Source organism: Enemella evansiae (genome assembly GCF_002250705.1).
In the GTDB taxonomy this organism is placed as follows: domain Bacteria; phylum Actinomycetota; class Actinomycetes; order Propionibacteriales; family Propionibacteriaceae; genus Enemella; species Enemella evansiae.
The window spans coordinates 71,993-89,432 of record NZ_NMVP01000035.1 but is presented as its reverse complement, the minus strand read 5'-3'; the positions used below and the strand labels follow the sequence as shown (position 1 = coordinate 89,432).

The following is a 17,440-nucleotide window of genomic DNA, read 5'->3' as shown; positions in this document are numbered from 1 at the left end:
GCCACCGGGAGGCACCCGTGTGGGGCCCACCTCGGAAGCTTTCCTGGAGGTGGCCCGCAGCAGTGAATTCACCGATCTGCGCAGCCGGTTCCGCCGGTTCGCGTTCCCGATGACGATCTTCTTCATCCTCTGGTACCTGGTCTACGTGCTGCTCTCCTGCTACGCGGAGGGCTTCATGTCGACCCGGATCGGCGGATCGGCGATCACCTACGGCCTGGTGCTGGGCCTCGGCCAGTTCCTCACCACCTTCGTGATCACCTGGCTCTACATCCGGCACGCCAACAAGTCGCTGGACCCGGTCGCGAACGAGCTGAAGCAGCAGCTGGAGACGGAGGGCAAGGCATGAACCCGACCTCGCTCGGCAACCCGGTGGTCAACATCGCGATCTTCGCCGCCTTCGTCGTGGTCACCCTGGCCATCGTGATCCGGGTGTCCACCGGTGGCAAGAAGCGCGCCGGTGACTTCTACACCGGCGGCGCCCAGTTCAGCGGCCGGCAGAACGGTTTCGCGATCGCCGGTGACTACCTGTCCGCGGCCTCGTTCCTCGGCATCGCCGGAGCGGTGGCCCTCTACGGCTACGACGGCCTGCTCTATTCGATCGGCTTCCTGGTGGCCTGGCTGGTCGCCCTGCTGCTGGTCGCCGAGCCGCTGCGCAACACCGGTCGCTACACGATGGCCGACGTGCTGTCCTTCCGGATGAAGCAGCGCCCGGTACGCCTGGCCGCGGCGATCTCCACGCTGCTGGTCTCCTTCTTCTATCTGCTCGCCCAGATGGCCGGCGCCGGCGCGCTGGTCAACCTGCTGCTCGGCGTCCAGGGCGACACCGCGCAGAGCATCGTGATCGGCATCGTCGGCCTGCTGATGATCGCCTACGTGCTGATCGGCGGCATGAAGGGCACCACCTGGGTGCAGATGATCAAGGCGATCCTGCTGGTCGGCGGGGTGCTGGTGATGACCATCTGGGTGATGGCCCTGAACGGTTTCGACCTCGGCCAGGTCATCCAGGCCGCGATCGACCGGGCCAATGCCACCCAGCCCGGGACCGGGGAGAAGCTGATCCAGCCGATGGGCCGTTACGGCACCAACAAGCTCGGCTTCATCTCGCTGTCGATCGCGCTGGTGCTCGGCGCGGCGGGCCTGCCGCACGTGCTGATGCGCTTCTACACCGTGCCGACCGCCAAGGAGGCCCGGCGTTCGGTGACCTGGGCGATCGGTCTGATCGGCGCCTTCTACCTGATGACGATCGTGATCGGCTACGGTGCCGCCGCGATGGTCGGCGCGGACGCCATCAACGCCCTGCCCGGCAAGGCGAACGCCGCCGCCCCCGCATTGGCCTTCGCCCTCGGTGGCACCGTCCTGCTGGCGTTGATCGCCGGCGTCGCGTTCGCCACCATCCTGGCGGTGGTGGCCGGTCTGACAATCACCGCCTCGGCCTCGCTGGCGCACGACATCTACAACTCGGTGATCAAGCACGGTCAGGCCACCCCGGCCGCCGAGGTCCGGGTGGCCCGGATCACCGTGCTGGTGATCGGGGTCCTGGCGATCGTCGGCGGCATCGCGGCGAAGAGCATGAACGTGGCCTTCCTGGTCTCGCTCGCCTTCGCGATCGCAGCCAGCGCGAACCTGCCCTCGATCCTGTATTCCCTGTACTGGCGGGGATTCAAGACCCAGGGTTCGGTCTGGTCGATCTACGGCGGGTTGATCTCCTCGCTGGTGCTGATCATCTTCTCCCCGGCCGTGTCCGGCATGATCGGCAGCACCAAGCCGCTGTCCAGCGCGATGTTCCCGAACGCGCACTTCGCCTGGTTCCCGCTGGACAACCCGGCCCTGGTGTCGGTGCCGATCGGCTTCTTCCTCGGCTGGCTGGGTTCGGTGCTGTCGAAGGAGGACAACACCGCACTGTCGGCGGAGATGGAGGTCCGCTCGATGACCGGTGCCGGCGCCCACAAGGCGCTTGACCACTGACCACTCGGTAGTCCGCAACGACCCCGTCCGGCCACGCCGGGCGGGGTCGTTCGCGTCGGTTCCGCTGTGGCGTACGCCACGAACACCCGGGCACCGACACTGATAGCGTCGGTCGAGTCATCCGTTCGCCAGAAGGAGAAAACGTGAGCAAGACCCCCGTGAAGGTAGCGGTCACCGGTGCCGCCGGTCAGATCTGCTACAGCCTGCTGTTCCGCATCGCCGCCGGCGACCTGCTGGGCAAGGACCAGCCGGTCGACCTGCACCTGCTCGAGGTCACCCCGGCGCTGAAGGCGCTGGAGGGTGTCGTGATGGAGCTCAACGACTCCGCCTTCCCGCTGCTGAACAACATCGTCACCGGCGATGACGCGAACCAGGTCTTCGACGGGGTCAACCTCGCCCTGCTGGTCGGCGCCAAGCCGCGCGGCAAGGGGATGGAGCGGGGCGACCTGCTCAAGGACAACGGTGGCATCTTCGGCCCGCAGGGCAAGGCCCTGAACGACAACGCCGCGGACGACATCAAGGTGCTGGTGACCGGCAACCCGGCCAACACCAATGCGCTGATCGCGATGAACAACGCCCCGGACATCCCCCGCGAGCGGTTCAACGCGCTGACCCGGCTGGATCACAACCGGGCGATCTCGCAGCTGGCCGAGAAGCTCGACGTGCCGGTCACCGAGATCACCAACATGACCATCTGGGGCAACCACTCGGCCACCCAGTACCCGGATCTCTACAACGCCAAGGTCGGCGGTGAGAATGCCGCGGAGAAGGTCAACGACCAGGAGTGGACCGAGAACACCTTCATCCCGACCGTGGCCAAGCGCGGTGCGGCGATCATCGAGGCCCGCGGCGCCTCCTCGGCCGCCTCGGCCGCCTCGGCGACCATCGACCACATGCGGGACTGGGTGGCCGGTACGCCGAGCAACGACTGGGTCTCCATGTCGGTGCCCTCGGACGGCTCCTACGGCGTCCCCGAGGGCCTGATCTCCTCCTTCCCGTGCACGGTTTCCGGTGGCAGCTACCAGATCGTCCAGGGCCTGGAGATCAACGAATTCTCGCGCGGGAAGATCGACGCCTCGGTGGCCGAGCTCACCGAGGAGCGCGACACCGTGAAGAGCCTCGGCCTGCTCTGAGCACCGTGGGGGCTCCCCCACACCCCGGGAAGACCCAGGCCCCGTCCTCATCACGAGGGCGGGGCCCGACTCTTGTCAAGGAGTCGACATTCGCGGTTAGATGAAACGTCGTTCCACCACGTCCGGCGAAGGAGCCATCGTGAAGTTCCGCAGAACATCGACGCTGGTGGCGACCGCCGCCGCGGTCGCACTCGTGGTCCCGGCCAGCATCCCGATGCGGGCCCAGGCGCAGCCGATCGACGGCCAACCCGGGGATCGGGCCGCGATCGGCCTGGGCAACATGTTCTATCCGTTCAGCCCGGCACCGGGACTGCAGGCCTCCTTCCCGCACCTGGCGCTGATCGACCAGGTGAACCGGACCGGGCAGCGTACGCCGGAGGTCTGGCTCAGCTTCGCCCAGGGCCCGGACGCGGTGACCAATACGGTGCCGTCCGGGGTGCTGGTCTCCCGCGACGGTGGCGCCACCTACACCGACCGCCGCGACGACTCCGGTGTCGAGACCCTGGCGATGATGCGGCGCAGCAACGGCGAATACATCGCCCCGAAGTTCATCCCGGAGTGGACCGATCGCGGGCCGGCGGTGATCACCAAGGTCTCCGCCGACCGGGGCGCCACCTGGCAGGAACGGCGGGCGGTGGTCACTCCCCCACCCGGCAAGACCTTCGCCAGCACCGGGTTCGACCGCGGCATCCGGGTGCACAAGAACATCATGGAGCTGCCCGACGGGCGGCTGATCGTCGGCGCCTACGGCAAGTTCACCGAGGACCAGCGGTGGAGCGCAATGCTGATCACCAGCACCGACGGCGGTTCGTCCTGGTCGGTGTGGGGGGTGATCAACGGCGACAACTCCGTCGGCGCCTCCGAGCCCAGCTTCTCCCGGACCGTCGACGGCCGGTTGATCGCGGTGCTGCGCGGCAGCCCCGAATCCGCCGGGCTGATGCAGGCGTACTCCAGCGACGACGGCCGGACCTGGACCGCCCCGACCAGGCTGCAGGCGCCGACCCCGACGGTGAGCGGCGCGGTGGAGCCCTCGGTGGTGCTGCAACCGAACGGTCAGCTGGTGCTGGCCTACGGCCGCCCGGGCAACCATGCGCTGGTCAGTGCCTCCGGCAACGGCGACGACTGGGGCAACTACCAGCTGCTGCAGAACAACGTGCCGCCGCGCAATGCCGAACCGACCTGGGGCTCCAGCGCCAACATGACGATGGTCCCGCTGGACGGCAACCGGTCGCTGGTCGCCGGCGACACCTGCGCCCCGTGGGGCTGCCAGCCCTACAACGAGACCTACGCCATCTGGGCCCGGCAGATCGACGCGGTCGGCCCGGGTACCGGGAAGCTGGATCTGACCACGATGCTCGCCGAGGGGCGGGCCCGGATCACCGCCGACGTGCTCACCGACCCGCTGTTCCCGCAGACCAGCGCCGCCGGCGCGGTCGACGGTTCATCGGACAAGCACGCCGCCGCCCGGATCCGGCCCGGTTCGAGCGTGGTCGTCGAACTCGATCAGGTCTATCGGTTGAACAAGCTCGGGCTGCTGATGGCGCCCGGGGTGAAGCAGAGCGCCAACATCCAGTTGTCGACCGACGGCCGGGCCTGGGGGAAGCCGGAGGTCAAGCTGCGGGACCGGGTGGACAGCGCCCTCGCCTACACCGAGATCCAGCCGACCGAGGCGAAGTTCATCAAGATCGGCCCCGACGGCAACGCCCCGCTGGATGCGGTGACCGAGCTGGAGGCGTACGCCGCCGACACCGACACCTTCGAGAACGACCCGGTGAACGCGCCGCCGCGCGGTTGGGTGCGCAACTCGCTCGCCCAGGTCGTCGACACCGCCCCGCAGACCGGTACGCCGCGGACCGCCGGTTTCGGTTCCCGGCGGGCGCTGCGGCTGCTCGACTTCGCCACCGACGACATCGCGACCGCCCAGCGGGCCTTCCCGGCCCGCCAGCAGGTCTCGATCGACTACCAGATGATGGGCGTCAACCGGCAGACGGGCACGATCGTCACGGTGAAGGGCACCGACGCGTCGGGTCGTTCGGTGGACGCCTACCACTTCCTGATCGACCCGATCAGCCGGGAGATCCGCCAGTACGACGGCCGGGCGTGGAACTCGCTCGGCCAGCTGCCGGCCCCGATCAACCCGAACGTCTGGGCGGCGGTGCAGATCACCGCGGACACCGCCGGCGGGACGTTGAAGATCGGCGACACCAGCTTCACCACCAGGCCCCCGACCGGCGCCCCGACCGCGTTGAACGCCCTGGCGTTCAGCTCCGCGGGGACGGCCCCGAAGGGCAGCTCGTTCTACTTCGACAACGTGCGGATCCGCTGACCGGGCATCCGGGTCAGGGCCGGGGGGAACCGGTGCCACCCCGGATGCCGTCGTGGTGGGCGTACGCTGCTGCACTACGAACACGAGGTGGTCGAGATGACGGTCGGACCGAATCCCTTCAGCCGTGAGGGCTCCCGTCCCGGTGACGGGCTGGGTGAGGTGAACCGGTTCGAGACGCTGGCCGACGGTGCCACCCCGCAGGCATCCGGCGTACCCGCCACCGAGCCGCCCCAGGCCCAGGCCCAACCCCAGCCGCAAGGGCAGTGGTCCGAGGCCGGCGGCCCGCCGGACCGGGCGTACGCCGAACCCGCCGGCGAGGCCTTCCCGAGCTATCCCTACGGCGAACCGCAGCCGCCGGTGCTGCAGCCCCACCCGCCGCAGCCGTACCAGGTGGGCCAGTCGATGCAGCCCTATCCCGGGGCGTCGTATCCGGCCCCCTACAACCCGTACCAGACCTATGGCCTGGTGCTGTCGACCTCGCCGTATGCGACGGTCTCGCTGGTGACCGGCATCATCGGCTTCTTCTGCGGGATCACCGGGCCGCTGGCGATCGGTTTCGCCGTCGCAGCGCTGCGCCAGATCAGCCGTGAACCCCAGGTCTACGGCGGTCGGGGTCAGGCGATCGGCGGCCTGATCACCGGCATCTTCGGTTCGATGTGGCTGGTCTACTACCTGGTTCTGGCGCTCGCGTCCTGAGGCCGTGGCCGGTGGGGTGAGCCCGTCCGGTCAGTTCAGCGGACAGACCCGGAAGAGTTCGGCCAGCCGGCCCTCGGGCAGCCCCATCCGGGCGGCCATCATCCCCGACCCGCGACGCAGGAAGGTCTCCAGTTCGGCGCGATGACCGGTCTGCGAGACGTGCTGCTTCAGCGCCGCCAGCTTGCGGTCGAACCGGTCGGTGATGTCCACCGCGTGATTCGGTTCGGGATGGCCCATCACCCAGATCTCGCCGACGTGCCACGGGTCCAGGCCGAGCTCAGGCCAGGCGAACGGGTTCTCCGAGGCGGGATAGCAGGCACGGACGGCGGCCTCGCCGGCGGCCAGATGGTCGGGGTGGCTGGACTGCAACCGGTCCCAGTTGCGGTCCGGTGACTGGGTCACCACCCGCTGCGGGCGCACCTCGCGGAGCACCCGGAGGATGTCGCGCTGCAGGTCGAAGCCAGGCACCAGCCAGCCGTCGCGGTGGCCGTCGAGGAAGCGTACGTCGCTCACCCCGAGCTCGGCGCTGGCCGCCCGCTGCTCCGTCTCGCGGAGCGCCGGGATGGCGTCGATGTCGGCATCGGGCCGGGCGCCCTGTTCGCCACGGGTGCAGCACAGCACGGTGACCTCGATGCCGGCGTCGGTCCAACCGGCGATCGTGCCGGCCACCCCGAAGTCGGCGTCGTCGGGATGGGCGACGACCACCAGGGCGCGTTCGATCTGGTCGTCGGGGCGGGGTTCGATCGCCGGGAATCCACCGGCCGGTACGGGGCTCGTCACCCGACCACCGTAGTGCCGGTTCAGCCGGGCGGCACCGCCAGGGCGAGCACGATGATCGCGATCCCGGCACCCAGCAGGACGGTGACGTCGAAGGCGCGGCCCCGGACCTGCAGCAGGCCGGCCATCCGGCGCGGGAGCACGAGCCGGGCGAGCCCGCCGAGGCAGAGCGCGGCACCGAAGAGGCCGCTGCCCCAGCGCCAGTGGCCGCGGGCGACGACGATCAGCGCGATCGCGGTGATCGCCACCACCACCAGCAGCGGCCACTGGTTCAGCGACCGCGCCTTGGCCCGGGCGGCCATCCGGATGCCCTGGTCGCGGACTCCCATCGGGTACGCCTCAGCCCCGCGCCGGGTCCTGGACGAACCGGGTGCCCGACAGCGCGTCGGCGAGCTGCCGCTCGGCGGCCTCGACGACGTTCTCGAGCAGCATCGCGCGGGTCATCGGGCCGACACCACCGGGGTTCGGGGTGACCGCACCGGCCACCTCCCAGACCTCGGGGGTGAAGTCGCCGACCTGCTTCCCCTCGTCGTTGCGGGTGATCCCGACATCGACCAGGGCGGCGCCGGGCTTGATCATCTCGGCGGTGATCAGCCCGGGTACGCCGGCGGCGCCGATCACGATGTCGGCAGCCCTGGTGTGCGCGGCGAGGTCCTTGGTGCCGGTGTGGCACAGGGTGACCGTGGAGTTCTCCGAGCGCCGGGTGAGCAGCAGCCCGAGCGGGCGGCCGACCGTGGTGCCGCGGCCGACGATGCAGGCCTCGGCGCCGGCCAGTTCGACACCGCTGCGGCGCAGCAGTTCGACGATGCCGCGCGGGGTGCACGGCAGCAGCCCGGGCTCGTTCAGCACCAGCTTGCCGAGGTTGGTCGGGGTGAGCCCGTCAACGTCCTTGGCCGGGTCGATCAGGCCGAGCGCCTCGTGCTCGTCGAGCTGCCTGGGCAGCGGCAGCTGGACGATGTAGCCGGTGCAGGTGGCATCGGCGTTCAGCCTGGCGATCTCCTCGCGGAGCCGCTCCTGGCTGGTCTCGGCGGGCAGATCGACCCGGATCGAGGCGATGCCGACCTGGGCGCAGTCGCGGTGCTTGCCGTTGACATAGATCTGCGAACCGGGGTCGTCGCCGACCAGCACGGTGCCGAGTCCGGGGGTGACCCCGTGTTCGGCCAGGGCGGCGACACGCTCGGTGAGCTCCGCCTTGATCTCGGCCGCACAGGCCTTGCCGTCGAGTGTCTGCGCCGTCATCGAAGTCCTTTCGCGGGTACGCCTGAGGGCTCCGCCATTCTTGCACCGTCGGCGCCGCCCGCCCGACACCTGCATTCCACTCGGCGGAATCACTCCCGATACGAGCAGCGGATCACTGCACTCCCCGGCGCAGTTGCTCCGCGATGCTCTCCACCTCTGCCAACGATCCATCAGCGATGGCGAGGATGAACTCGTAGGCCTCATCATTGCTGAACGTGAGTCGATGACCGTTGAGGCCGAGAAATGCCAGCAGGGCAGCCAGTCCCAGCCGTTTGTTGCCGTCCACCAAGGCATGGTTCCCCACGATCGACTGCGTCAACGCCGCGGCCTGGGTGACCAGATCCGGGTACGCGACCTGGCCGAAGACCTCGGTCTGGGGGCGGGCTGCCGCCGACTCGAGCAGACCGATGTCGCGGACCGCGACCGTCATCCCGGTCGCCCGGTTCGCGATATGGATCAGTTCCTCGGTGGTGAGAAAGAGCGTCATTGGCCGAGACGTTCGAGCGCCTCGGCGTAGCGCGGCAACTCCCGATCCAGAACCTGGTCCAGCAGGTCACGCCGGCTGTGGGTCTCGATGTACTCGGTCACCGCGGCCCGAGCGACCTCCTGCATCGAGCGGCGCTCAAGCTCAGCACGCTTGCGGAGCGCTTCGGTCTCGGCCTCGGTCAGGCGAAGTGTCATGGCCATGAACCCATGATACCGAGTCTGATACCAGGCCGCACGTGGATTTGCGGGTGATCAGTGGAAGAAGTGCCTGGTACCGGTGAAGTACATCGTCACGCCGGCCTTCCGGCAGGCCTCGATGGTCTCCTCGTCGCGTACCGAACCACCCGGCTGCACGATCGCCTTGATACCGGCATCGAGCAGGATCTGCGGGCCGTCGGAGAACGGGAAGAAGGCATCGGAGGCGGCCACCGATCCGGCGGCCCGCTCCCCGGCCCGCTCGACGGCCAGCCGGCAGGAGTCGACGCGGTTCACCTGACCCATGCCGACACCGACCGAGGCGCCGTCGTGGGCGAGCAGGATCGCGTTGGATTTCACGGCCCGGCAGGCCTTCCAGGCGAACGCCAGATCGGCCATCGTCTGCTCGTCGGCGGCCTCACCGGCGGCCAGCGTCCAGGTGGCGGGGTCGTCACCCTCGGCCTGGAAGCGGTCGACGTCCTGCATCAGTACGCCGCCGGAGATCATCGTGAACTCGACCGGGTCGGGATGCTCGTCGGCCGGGCAGACCAGGATCCGGATGTTCTTCTTGCCCTGCAGGATCTCCACCGCACCCTCGGCGTACGAGGGCGCGACGATCACCTCGGTGAAGACCTCGCTGACCGCCTCGGCCATCTGGGTGGTGACCTCGCGGTTCGCGGCGATCACGCCACCGAAGGCGCTCACCGGGTCGCTGGCGTGCGCCTTGGCGTACGCCACCGCGATGTCGTCGTCGACCGCGATCCCGCACGGGTTGGCGTGCTTGACGATCGCCACCGCCGGCTCGTCGAAGTCGAAGGCGGCCCGGCGGGCGGCGTCGGTGTCGACGTAGTTGTTGTAGGACATCTCCTTGCCGTGCAGCTGTTCCGCACCGGCCAGGCCACCGCTCGCGCCGCGGTAGAGGGTCGCGGACTGGTGGCTGTTCTCGCCGTAGCGCAGGTCGGCGACCTTGTCCCAGGTGGCGCCGGCCCAGGCCGGGGCACCCTCGTCACCGGCGAGCGTACGCCCCATCCAGGACGCGACCGCGACATCGTAGGCGGCGGTGTGCCGGAAGGCGTCGGTGGCGAGCCGCTGCCGCTGGGCCAGCGTGGTGCCGCCGGCGTCCAGCGCGTCGATCAGCTCGGCGTACTGCTCCGGCGCGGTGATGATCGCCACCGACGGGTGGTTCTTGGCCGCGGCGCGGACCATCGAGGGGCCGCCGATGTCGATCTGCTCGATGGCCTCGTCGGTGCTGGCACCGGAGGCGACGGTCTCGGCGAACGGGTAGAGGTTGGAGACCACCAGGTCGAAGGGCGCGACCCCGAGCTGCTCGAGCTGCTCGACGTGGGCGGGCAGTCGCCGGTCGGCGAGGATGCCGGCATGCACCATCGGATGCAGGGTCTTCACCCGGCCGTCCAGGCATTCGGGGAAACCGGTGACCTGCTCGACCGCGGTGACCGGCAGACCGGCGTCGGCCAGCCGCTTGGCGGTGGAACCGGTGGAGACCAGCTCGACACCGGCCGCGACCAGCGCCCGGCCGAGGTCTTCCAGTCCGGTCTTGTCATAGACGGAGACGAGGGCGCGCCGGATCGGCTGTCGGCTCTGCGCTTCGGTCACTGCTGCTCCTTGGTTGCCAGGTGGTTGACGGTGTCGATCAGCAGCCGCCGTTCGGCGACCTTGATCCGTTCGTGGAGGGATTCCTCGGTGTCCCCCGGGTGGACCTCGACCGGTGCCTGGGCGAGGATCCGGCCGGTGTCCACACCGGCGTCGACGGTGAAGACGGTGGCACCGGTGACCTTCACCCCGTAGGCGAGCGCGTCGCGGACGCCGTGCATGCCGGGAAAGCTGGGCAGCAGCGCGGGGTGGGTGTTGATCATCGCGCCGGCGAAGCGGTCCAGGAAGGCCGGGCCGACGAGCTTCATGAAGCCTGCGCTGACGACCAGGTCGGGCTCGTGGGCGGCGATCAGGGCGGTGAGCTGCTGATCCCAGGCGGCCCGATCGGAACCCTTGGCGTAGGGGTGGGTGAAGGTCGGTACGCCGGCGCGCTCGGCCCGCGCGAGCCCCTCGATGCCGGCCCGGTCGGAGCCGACGACGACCACCTCACCCGCGCACTCCCCCGCGGCGATCGCGTCCAGCAGCGCCTGCAACAGGGTGCCCGAACCGGAGACGAGCACGGCGAGGCGGAAGGTCACGGCCAAGACTCTACCGACGGCGACCGGTCCTCCCCCAAACCGAACTCTTGGGGGAGATGTGCCAGTTCCGGCGCGCGCAAGGGTGCATAACTGCTGACATCTTCGCGGGATGGGATGCATAACTATTGTGCATAGAAGTTGTGCATGATAATTGTGTACGCATGACTGATGATCAGAACCGGGCCGATCCCGACGGGCGGCCGGAGAACGTGCGGCTCGACGCGACCGCTGTCCGCGTACTCGCCCATCCGATGCGTTCGCTACTGCTCTCCCGGTTGCGCGGGGAGGGGCCGGCGACCGCGACCGAGCTGGCCGAGGCACTCGACACCAACACCGGCGCCACCTCCTACCACCTGCGCAAGCTGGCGGAGGTCGGGCTGGTCACCGATACCGGGGAGGGCGAGGGCCGGCGGCGGCAGTGGCGGGCCGCCTCGCGCAGCCACTCCTTCACCGGGGGTGACTACCCGGCCGACGAACAGACCCAGGCCGCGGTCGCCTGGCTGGGCCGGCACTACCTGCGGCAGGCCGCCGACGGGCACGAGCGCTATCTGGACCGCGAGGAGGACTGGCCACAGGACTGGCGGGACGCACTCTCGGTCAACGACGACGCGGTGGTCGTCGAGCCCGAGCAGCTCCGGGCCATGCACGCCGAGCTGGACGAGGTGGTCGCCCGCTACCGCAGCGCGAGCGACACCCCGCGGGCCCGCAGGGTGCGGGTGAATCTGATCTTCACCCCCGCCGACCCGCGCTGGAGCTGAGCAGATGACCACCCACCAGGTCACGCGGATCTTCCTGATCCTCACCGTGACCCGCTGGCTGCCGTCCGGGATGGGCATCGGCGTCTTCACCCTCTGGGCCCTGGAGCGCGGCCTCTCCCCCGCCCAGATCACCGCGTACCTGGCCTTCCAGGGCATCGGTGTGCTGCTGCTGGAACTGCCGACCAGCGGATTCGCCGACGGCTTCGGCTACAAGCCGGTGCTGCTGGTGGCGGCGGTCATCAACGTCGGTACCGCCCTGCTCTATCTGCGCGCCGACAGCTTCACCGGCTTCGCACTGGCGGCGTTCTCGATGGGTGTCTACCGGGCCCTGGACTCCGGGCCGTTGGAGGCCTGGGCGGTGGACCGGCTGCACGAGCTGGATCCGCGGGCCGACGCGGACCAGTTGCTGGCGAAGGAGTCGACGCTGGTCGGCCTGGCGATCGCCGGCAGCGCCCTGGCCGCGGGCCTGCTCGCCGCCTGGCATCCGTTCACCGCGCAGAGTGCGCTGCTGCTGCCGATGCTGGTGCTGCTGGGCACCACGGTCGTGCACCTGCTCGCGACCTGGCTGCTGCTGCCCACCGATCGTTCGGTGCAACCCGGTGCCGCCCTGGCCTCGGTGCGGGGTACGCCGGCAGCGGTCGCGTCCTGCCTGCGGTTGCTGCGCACCGACCGGGTGCTGGCCGGGATCGTCGCGGTGGAGCTGTTCTGGGTGGCTGCGATGTCGGTCTTCGAGACCTTCCAGCCGATCCGACTCGCGGAGTTGTTGGGTGGCGCGGCACGGGCCGGTGCCTGGGTCGGGCCGACCGCGGCCGCCGGCTGGGGCTGCTTCGCGATCGGTGCGGCGCTGGTGGGCCGGTCGGCCCGACGGATCGGGGTGGCCCGCGCCGCGATTCTCGCCCGGATCCTGAACGGGCTGGGTGCCGCGGTGATGGGGTTGGCGTACGGACCGGCCGGGCTGATCGGCGCCTACCTGGTCACCTACGGCCTGCACGGCGCCTGCGGTCCGGTGCACCGGGCGCTGCTGCACCGCCGCGCCCCGCAGGGCAGCCGGGCCACCGTGCTCTCGCTCAACTCATTGGTCGCCCTCGGCGCCAGTGCCGCCATCGGCCCGCTGCTCGGCCAGCTGGCGGCGTACGCCGGGACCCAGGTCGCGATGGTGGCCGGCGGCCTGTTCAGCGTTCTCGGCGCGCTCTGCTACCTGCCGGCACTCAGCGCCGAGAAAAAGGATTCCAGCGCTTCCGTGGTGCGATGACCTCGGTCTCCTCGTCGACGACCACTGTCTCCTCCTCGACCACCTCGGTGGGTTCATCGTCGGGGTCGAGGTCGTCATCCGGATCGATCACGTCGGTCGCCGGCCGCTCGGCGGCCCGCGGGCGTCCCAACTGCGTGGTCGGTTCGTCACCGACCACCTCGGTCGGATCGTCGTCGGTCTCGTCGGGCCCGTCATCGTCCAGCTCATCCGCATCCGGTTCGGCACCGGGGCGGCGTACCAGTCCCCAGACCAGCCCGACGGCCAGTCCGGTGATACCCATCAGCGCACCCGACATCACCGCGAGCTCGGTCAATCGGGGCCCGACCGCGCGCAACCGGTCGGTGCCCAGGTCGCCACCGGAGAAGGCCGCCAGCAGGGTGTAGGCCAAGCCGGCCAGGATGCCGCTCAACCCGCCGACGATCGCGGTCTCGTCGAACCGCGCCCGGGGGCGACGGCGCATCACCCACCAGGCCGCGACCGCACCCGCGACCGCACCGGAGGCCAACCAGCACAGGCTCCACGGACTGCCCGGCCCCTCCGCCGGCAGCGCCCCGAGGACCGGGATCGAGGGCAGCAGTCCGAGGTCGGTGTTCCGCGGCGAGATCACACTGCCCTCGCCGAAGCGGAATCCGGCGCCCAGCGCCCACGACCCGCCCCACAGCACCAGGTTGGGCAGATAGAGCAGTTGCACGATGATGGCGCCGATCCCGGCACCGGCACCCAGACCGGTCGTGATCGTGCGCACCTGGTCGAATCCGAGCACCAGTGCGGTGACCAGCACCGCGATGCCGGCCACCGTCATCACCAGCAGCGCCCAGCCGACCGCACCGGGCACGGGTTTCGCCCAACCGGGCAGCACATCGGCGAGCCGATGCCCGACCGCGCGGGCGGCCCCCAGATAGGCGGCCAGCACCCCGAGCACCGCCGAACCGACCAGCGCCCGCACCCCCTGATCGGAACCGCCGAGGATGCTGCCGGTTATCGTGACCAGCACCGCGTACCCGGCCGCGGTCACGAACGTGACATTGCGCACAATTCGTGCGAGGTCGCGCGGTTCGTGCTGTGCGCCTGCCGCGACGTCCGCGCGCAGCCCCTGCCGGGCCGTGTGCCCGGCCCCCTGGGCGATCAACACTCCCAACAGAGCGGTCAGCAGCAGAGGTGTCAAGGTCCATCGCTGTCCGCCGAGTTCCAGTCCCCCGCCGTTGGCCAGCAGCCAGACCTCGGTACCGGCCCGCACGGCGTCCAGAACCGCGCCAGCACGGGCTGTGAACCAGATCAGCACGACCAGACCGCAGAGCAGCAGCCACCCACCCACGGCGGCCAACGCACCCGCCAGTGCCCCGGCGGCGTACCACGGCAGCTGGGGCTGCGGCGGCTCCTCCGGCCCGGCGTCGTGATCGTCGAGTTCGTCGGCGGAGCGCACCCGCAGGGTGAGTGCGGATGTGGCGCGGCGACTCGACAGCAGGCTGGGCATGATCTGGACCATGCTCCCCCATCCGACCTTCGCGAATCGCAAAGACACGCGAGCAGCAGGTAAAGTTTGGTGATCTGTGACCACTGACCGGCTCGGGGACCATTCCGGTCAGGTTTCGGGAGGAGAGAGTTTGTCGAACGACGCGGAGTACCGGCCCAAGCGGGCGGCGCTGCCCTCGGAGGAGGAGACCCCGGATCGGGGCCCCCGTCCGGAGGGCGATTCGTCGACCGAACCGCAGGGCGATCAGGCACGCCGCGGATGGGCCTCGGAGGACGCTTCGGCGGAGACCGTGACCGGGAACCAGGAGGCCGACCACCCCGGGCCGTCCTTCTCCCGCGAGCAGTTGGTCGCCCGCGAGGAGGCGCCCGAGCAGCAGTCCACCGCGGACGAGCCGGCCGAGCGACCGGAGAACCCGTTCGCCCCGAAGGCCACCAGCACCGAGCGCAAGGGCATCCTGGGCCGCAAGCAGCCCGTCGAGGAGGCCCCGGTGGGCCGGCGGGCCGCCGAGCCGAAGGCGAAGCGCCGCTTCGACCGGCGCAACACCACCGCCCTCACCATCGCCGGGATCTCGGCCATCTGCGTGGTCGCGGTGCTGGTGTCGTACGCCCTGTGGGCACTGAACCGGCCCACCGAGCAGTCCACCCCGATGGCCGGCGTCGCCGCCACCCCCGGACCGGTGCTGTCCCAGAACGGGCTGCTCACCGACGGGATGGCCAAGGACATCGATCCCTCCCGCACCTGGACCCAGGGTCTGACCCAGGAGGGCGTCAACGACTCCTCCCCCGGTGCGGCCTGCATCAACCCGCAGCCGAGCGGCCAGCCCAGCCCGCAGATCACCGAGCTGCGCCAGATCTCGGCCAGCGGCGACGACAAGACCGCCGCCCTGCACCGCGCGGACGCGTACGCCACCCCGGAAGAGGCGGCGCAGATGTTCAACTTCCGCAGCACCGAGATCGGCGGCTGCGTCGACTCCCCGCTGTATGTCGAGAAGGGCATGCAGGTGACCGGGATCGGCGACCAGGCGATCGGCGTACGCCTGGTGCTGCAGGACAAGGTGAACGAGTACCACTCGATCGTGCTGGTCCGCACCGGCCGCGTGCTCAACATCCTGGACGTCGCCCGGCAGGGCAAGCCGGTCGAGATGGACGGCATGGTGAAGGCGCTCAGCCAGGTGGTCAACCGGCAGTGCGGCCCCGCGGTCGGACTGTGCACCGCACCGAACACCTCGGTGTCGATCACCATCCCGCCGCCCGGTGGCGACCAGCCCGGTCTGCTGGCCTCCGGCGACATCCCGCGGGTCTCCCCCGGTGTCGGCCAGTGGAGGGGCAATGCCCCCGCCACCCGCGTCGACATCCAGGACGGGACCGGGTGTGAGGCGATCGACTTCGGCACCGTGAGCGGTGCGGAGAACCGCCAGCAGCGCACCTACCTGCTGCGCAACGATCCGCAGGCGCCGCCGCAGTTCGGCATCGACCAGATCGTGCTGCAGATGGAGAATCCGGGTGCCGCGACCGAGCTGGTGGACAAGATCTCCACCAACATCCGCGGCTGTGAGAGCCGGGTGCTGACCGCCAAGGTGGCCAAGCAGGCCGCCCTGGAGACCCCGGCACAGGGCACCACGGTGAAGGGCAACTGGTACATCATCACCCAGAAGCTGGACCAGACGAAGACGCAGAAGTACCGCGTCGGCATCTTCTCCGCCGGTCAGAAGGTCATCTACCTCCGGGCCAACCCGACCGACACCTTCGACTTCACCGACGACTCCTGGATCGGGGTGAACCTGCGCGCCGGTGAGCGCGCCACCCAGGTCCGCTGAGTCGGTCCCGCAGCCGAAGCGGTACGCGGCCCCCACCGGTCTCCGGTGGGGGCCGCGGTCGTTCCGCTCGGCCGAACCGGATGGGACACTGCCGGTATGGACCGTGCTGACCTCGTCCGGTTGCGGCGGGCCCGGGACCGGATCGATCGCGACTACGCCCAGCCGCTCGACGTGCCGATGCTCGCGCGCGAGGCACACATGTCGACCGGCCACTTCCAGCGCTCCTTCAAGAGCGCCTTCGGCGAGACACCGTACGCCTGGCTGATGACCCGACGGATCGAGCGGGCCATGTGGCTGCTGCGGGGCGGCATGAGCGTCACCGATGCCTGCATGGAGGTCGGGTGCACCTCGCTGGGCTCGTTCAGTTCGCGCTTCACCGAGCTCGTCGGCGAGACGCCCAGCGCGTACGCGGCACGCTCCCATGACGGGCTCGTCGGCGTTCCCGGGTGCATCGCCAAACAGGTCACCCGGCCACGCCGGAGCTGATCGGCAACCGATCAGGATCGGAGAAGCGCCGGGGCGCTCGGGCGCCCTACCGTCGGTGCCATGACCACCACACAGAACACCACCGGCAACACCGCTCCCGCGGCCGCGATGGCCTCGCTCGCCATCGCCAATGTCTTCGTCTTCACCAACGACACCGAGGCATCGCTCGGCTTCTACCGCGACGCCCTCGGCTGCGCCATCCGCACCGATGTCACCAACGGCGACTTCCGCTGGGTCACGCTCACACCCCCGGCCCAGCCGAACCTCGAGATCACCCTGCACAACTACACCGGCGGCGGCGCGATGCCGATGTCCGACGGCGACGCCGACGCCCTCCACGATCTGCTCGCCAAGGGTCTGCTCTCGGCGCTCATCTTCCACGTCGAGGACGTCGACGCCGTCTTCGACCACGTGCAGTCCTCGGGTGCGGAGGTGCTGCAGGAACCGGCCGACCAGTTCTACGGGGTACGCGACTGCGCCTTCCGCGACCCGGTCGGCAACATGGTCCGCTTCAAGCAGGACCTGCCCGCCGACCAGGTACCGGCCCAGCCCGACTGGCAGGGGTGACCCCCCCGACCCGGAACACGTACGCGGCCCCCACCGGAAACCGGTGGGGGCCGCGTACTGCGCTCCTCGCTCAGGGAGCGG

18 protein-coding genes are annotated in these 17,440 nt (G+C 69.9%); 10 read left to right on the top strand and 8 right to left on the bottom strand.

Annotation, left to right across the window (positions count from 1 at the left end; genetic code table 11):
* Positions 1–19: 19 nt before the first annotated feature.
* From BI335_RS17365 to BI335_RS17345, 5 genes are all read left to right on the top strand, one after another.
* A complete protein-coding gene (locus tag BI335_RS17365) occupies positions 20–346 on the top strand; it encodes a DUF485 domain-containing protein (protein ID WP_229119677.1) in 327 nt (108 codons plus the stop codon).
* Complete coding sequence (locus BI335_RS17360) at positions 343–1,965, top strand: solute symporter family protein (RefSeq protein WP_094359981.1); 1,623 nt, start codon at positions 343–345, stop codon at positions 1,963–1,965. The genes BI335_RS17365 and BI335_RS17360 overlap by 4 nt, the downstream gene beginning before the upstream one ends.
* Positions 1,966–2,108: 143 nt before the next feature.
* On the top strand, positions 2,109–3,098 hold the full coding sequence (locus BI335_RS17355) for a malate dehydrogenase (RefSeq protein WP_094432522.1): 990 nt from the start codon (positions 2,109–2,111) through the stop codon (positions 3,096–3,098).
* Between the two features lie 139 nt (positions 3,099–3,237).
* A complete protein-coding gene (locus BI335_RS17350; protein WP_166646869.1) occupies positions 3,238–5,424 on the top strand; it encodes a sialidase family protein in 2,187 nt (728 codons plus the stop codon).
* Between the two features lie 96 nt (positions 5,425–5,520).
* Positions 5,521–6,120: a DUF4190 domain-containing protein gene (locus BI335_RS17345; protein WP_133626476.1), complete on the top strand. Its 600-nt coding sequence runs from the start codon at positions 5,521–5,523 to the stop codon at positions 6,118–6,120.
* A gap of 30 nt (positions 6,121–6,150) precedes the next feature.
* Here the strand turns inward: BI335_RS17345 and BI335_RS17340 are convergent, their stop codons facing one another.
* The 7 genes from BI335_RS17340 to purN form a co-directional block, all read right to left on the bottom strand.
* The gene (locus BI335_RS17340) at positions 6,151–6,900 is read right to left on the bottom strand and encodes a PIG-L deacetylase family protein (protein WP_229117870.1); all 750 of its coding nucleotides are present in this window, start codon (positions 6,898–6,900) and stop codon (positions 6,151–6,153) included.
* A gap of 20 nt (positions 6,901–6,920) precedes the next feature.
* Positions 6,921–7,226, bottom strand: a complete 306-nt coding sequence (locus BI335_RS17335; protein ID WP_208109368.1) for a DUF3017 domain-containing protein — start codon at positions 7,224–7,226, stop codon at positions 6,921–6,923.
* Positions 7,227–7,236: 10 nt separating this feature from the next.
* A complete protein-coding gene (locus BI335_RS17330; protein ID WP_094432516.1) occupies positions 7,237–8,136 on the bottom strand; it encodes a bifunctional methylenetetrahydrofolate dehydrogenase/methenyltetrahydrofolate cyclohydrolase in 900 nt (299 codons plus the stop codon).
* 112 nt (positions 8,137–8,248) lie between these two features.
* On the bottom strand, positions 8,249–8,623 hold the full coding sequence (locus BI335_RS17325) for a type II toxin-antitoxin system death-on-curing family toxin (protein ID WP_094427455.1): 375 nt from the start codon (positions 8,621–8,623) through the stop codon (positions 8,249–8,251).
* On the bottom strand, positions 8,620–8,823 hold the full coding sequence (locus BI335_RS17320; RefSeq protein ID WP_172421935.1) for a DUF6290 family protein: 204 nt from the start codon (positions 8,821–8,823) through the stop codon (positions 8,620–8,622). The genes BI335_RS17325 and BI335_RS17320 overlap by 4 nt, the downstream gene beginning before the upstream one ends.
* A 51-nt stretch (positions 8,824–8,874) precedes the next feature.
* On the bottom strand, positions 8,875–10,431 hold the full coding sequence (gene purH / locus BI335_RS17315) for a bifunctional phosphoribosylaminoimidazolecarboxamide formyltransferase/IMP cyclohydrolase (RefSeq protein WP_094432513.1): 1,557 nt from the start codon (positions 10,429–10,431) through the stop codon (positions 8,875–8,877).
* Positions 10,428–11,006, bottom strand: a complete 579-nt coding sequence (gene purN, locus BI335_RS17310; RefSeq protein WP_229117869.1) for a phosphoribosylglycinamide formyltransferase — start codon at positions 11,004–11,006, stop codon at positions 10,428–10,430. The genes purH and purN overlap by 4 nt, the downstream gene beginning before the upstream one ends.
* Positions 11,007–11,167: 161 nt before the next feature.
* Between purN and BI335_RS17305 the strand changes: the two genes are divergently transcribed.
* Both BI335_RS17305 and BI335_RS17300 read left to right on the top strand, forming a co-directional pair.
* Entirely contained in the window at positions 11,168–11,764 is a 597-nt protein-coding gene (locus BI335_RS17305) for an ArsR/SmtB family transcription factor (protein WP_094432511.1), read from the top strand.
* A 4-nt stretch (positions 11,765–11,768) separates the two neighbouring features.
* A complete protein-coding gene (locus BI335_RS17300) occupies positions 11,769–13,016 on the top strand; it encodes an MFS transporter (protein WP_094432508.1) in 1,248 nt (415 codons plus the stop codon).
* Here the strand turns inward: BI335_RS17300 and BI335_RS17295 are convergent.
* Positions 12,973–14,490: a cell division protein PerM gene (locus tag BI335_RS17295; protein WP_144009138.1), complete on the bottom strand. Its 1,518-nt coding sequence runs from the start codon at positions 14,488–14,490 to the stop codon at positions 12,973–12,975. The genes BI335_RS17300 and BI335_RS17295 overlap by 44 nt on opposite strands.
* Positions 14,491–14,620: 130 nt before the next feature.
* On the opposite strand from BI335_RS17295, the gene BI335_RS17290 reads away from it, so the two are divergent.
* The 3 genes from BI335_RS17290 to BI335_RS17280 all read left to right on the top strand — a co-directional run bounded on the left by BI335_RS17290 (position 14,621) and on the right by BI335_RS17280 (position 17,359).
* On the top strand, positions 14,621–16,306 hold the full coding sequence (locus BI335_RS17290) for a hypothetical protein (protein WP_094432504.1): 1,686 nt from the start codon (positions 14,621–14,623) through the stop codon (positions 16,304–16,306).
* A 96-nt stretch (positions 16,307–16,402) separates the two neighbouring features.
* Positions 16,403–16,792: a helix-turn-helix transcriptional regulator gene (locus tag BI335_RS17285; RefSeq protein ID WP_094359956.1), complete on the top strand. Its 390-nt coding sequence runs from the start codon at positions 16,403–16,405 to the stop codon at positions 16,790–16,792.
* 60 nt (positions 16,793–16,852) lie between these two features.
* Complete coding sequence (locus BI335_RS17280; protein ID WP_229117868.1) at positions 16,853–17,359, top strand: VOC family protein; 507 nt, start codon at positions 16,853–16,855, stop codon at positions 17,357–17,359.
* Positions 17,360–17,440 lie beyond the last annotated feature (81 nt).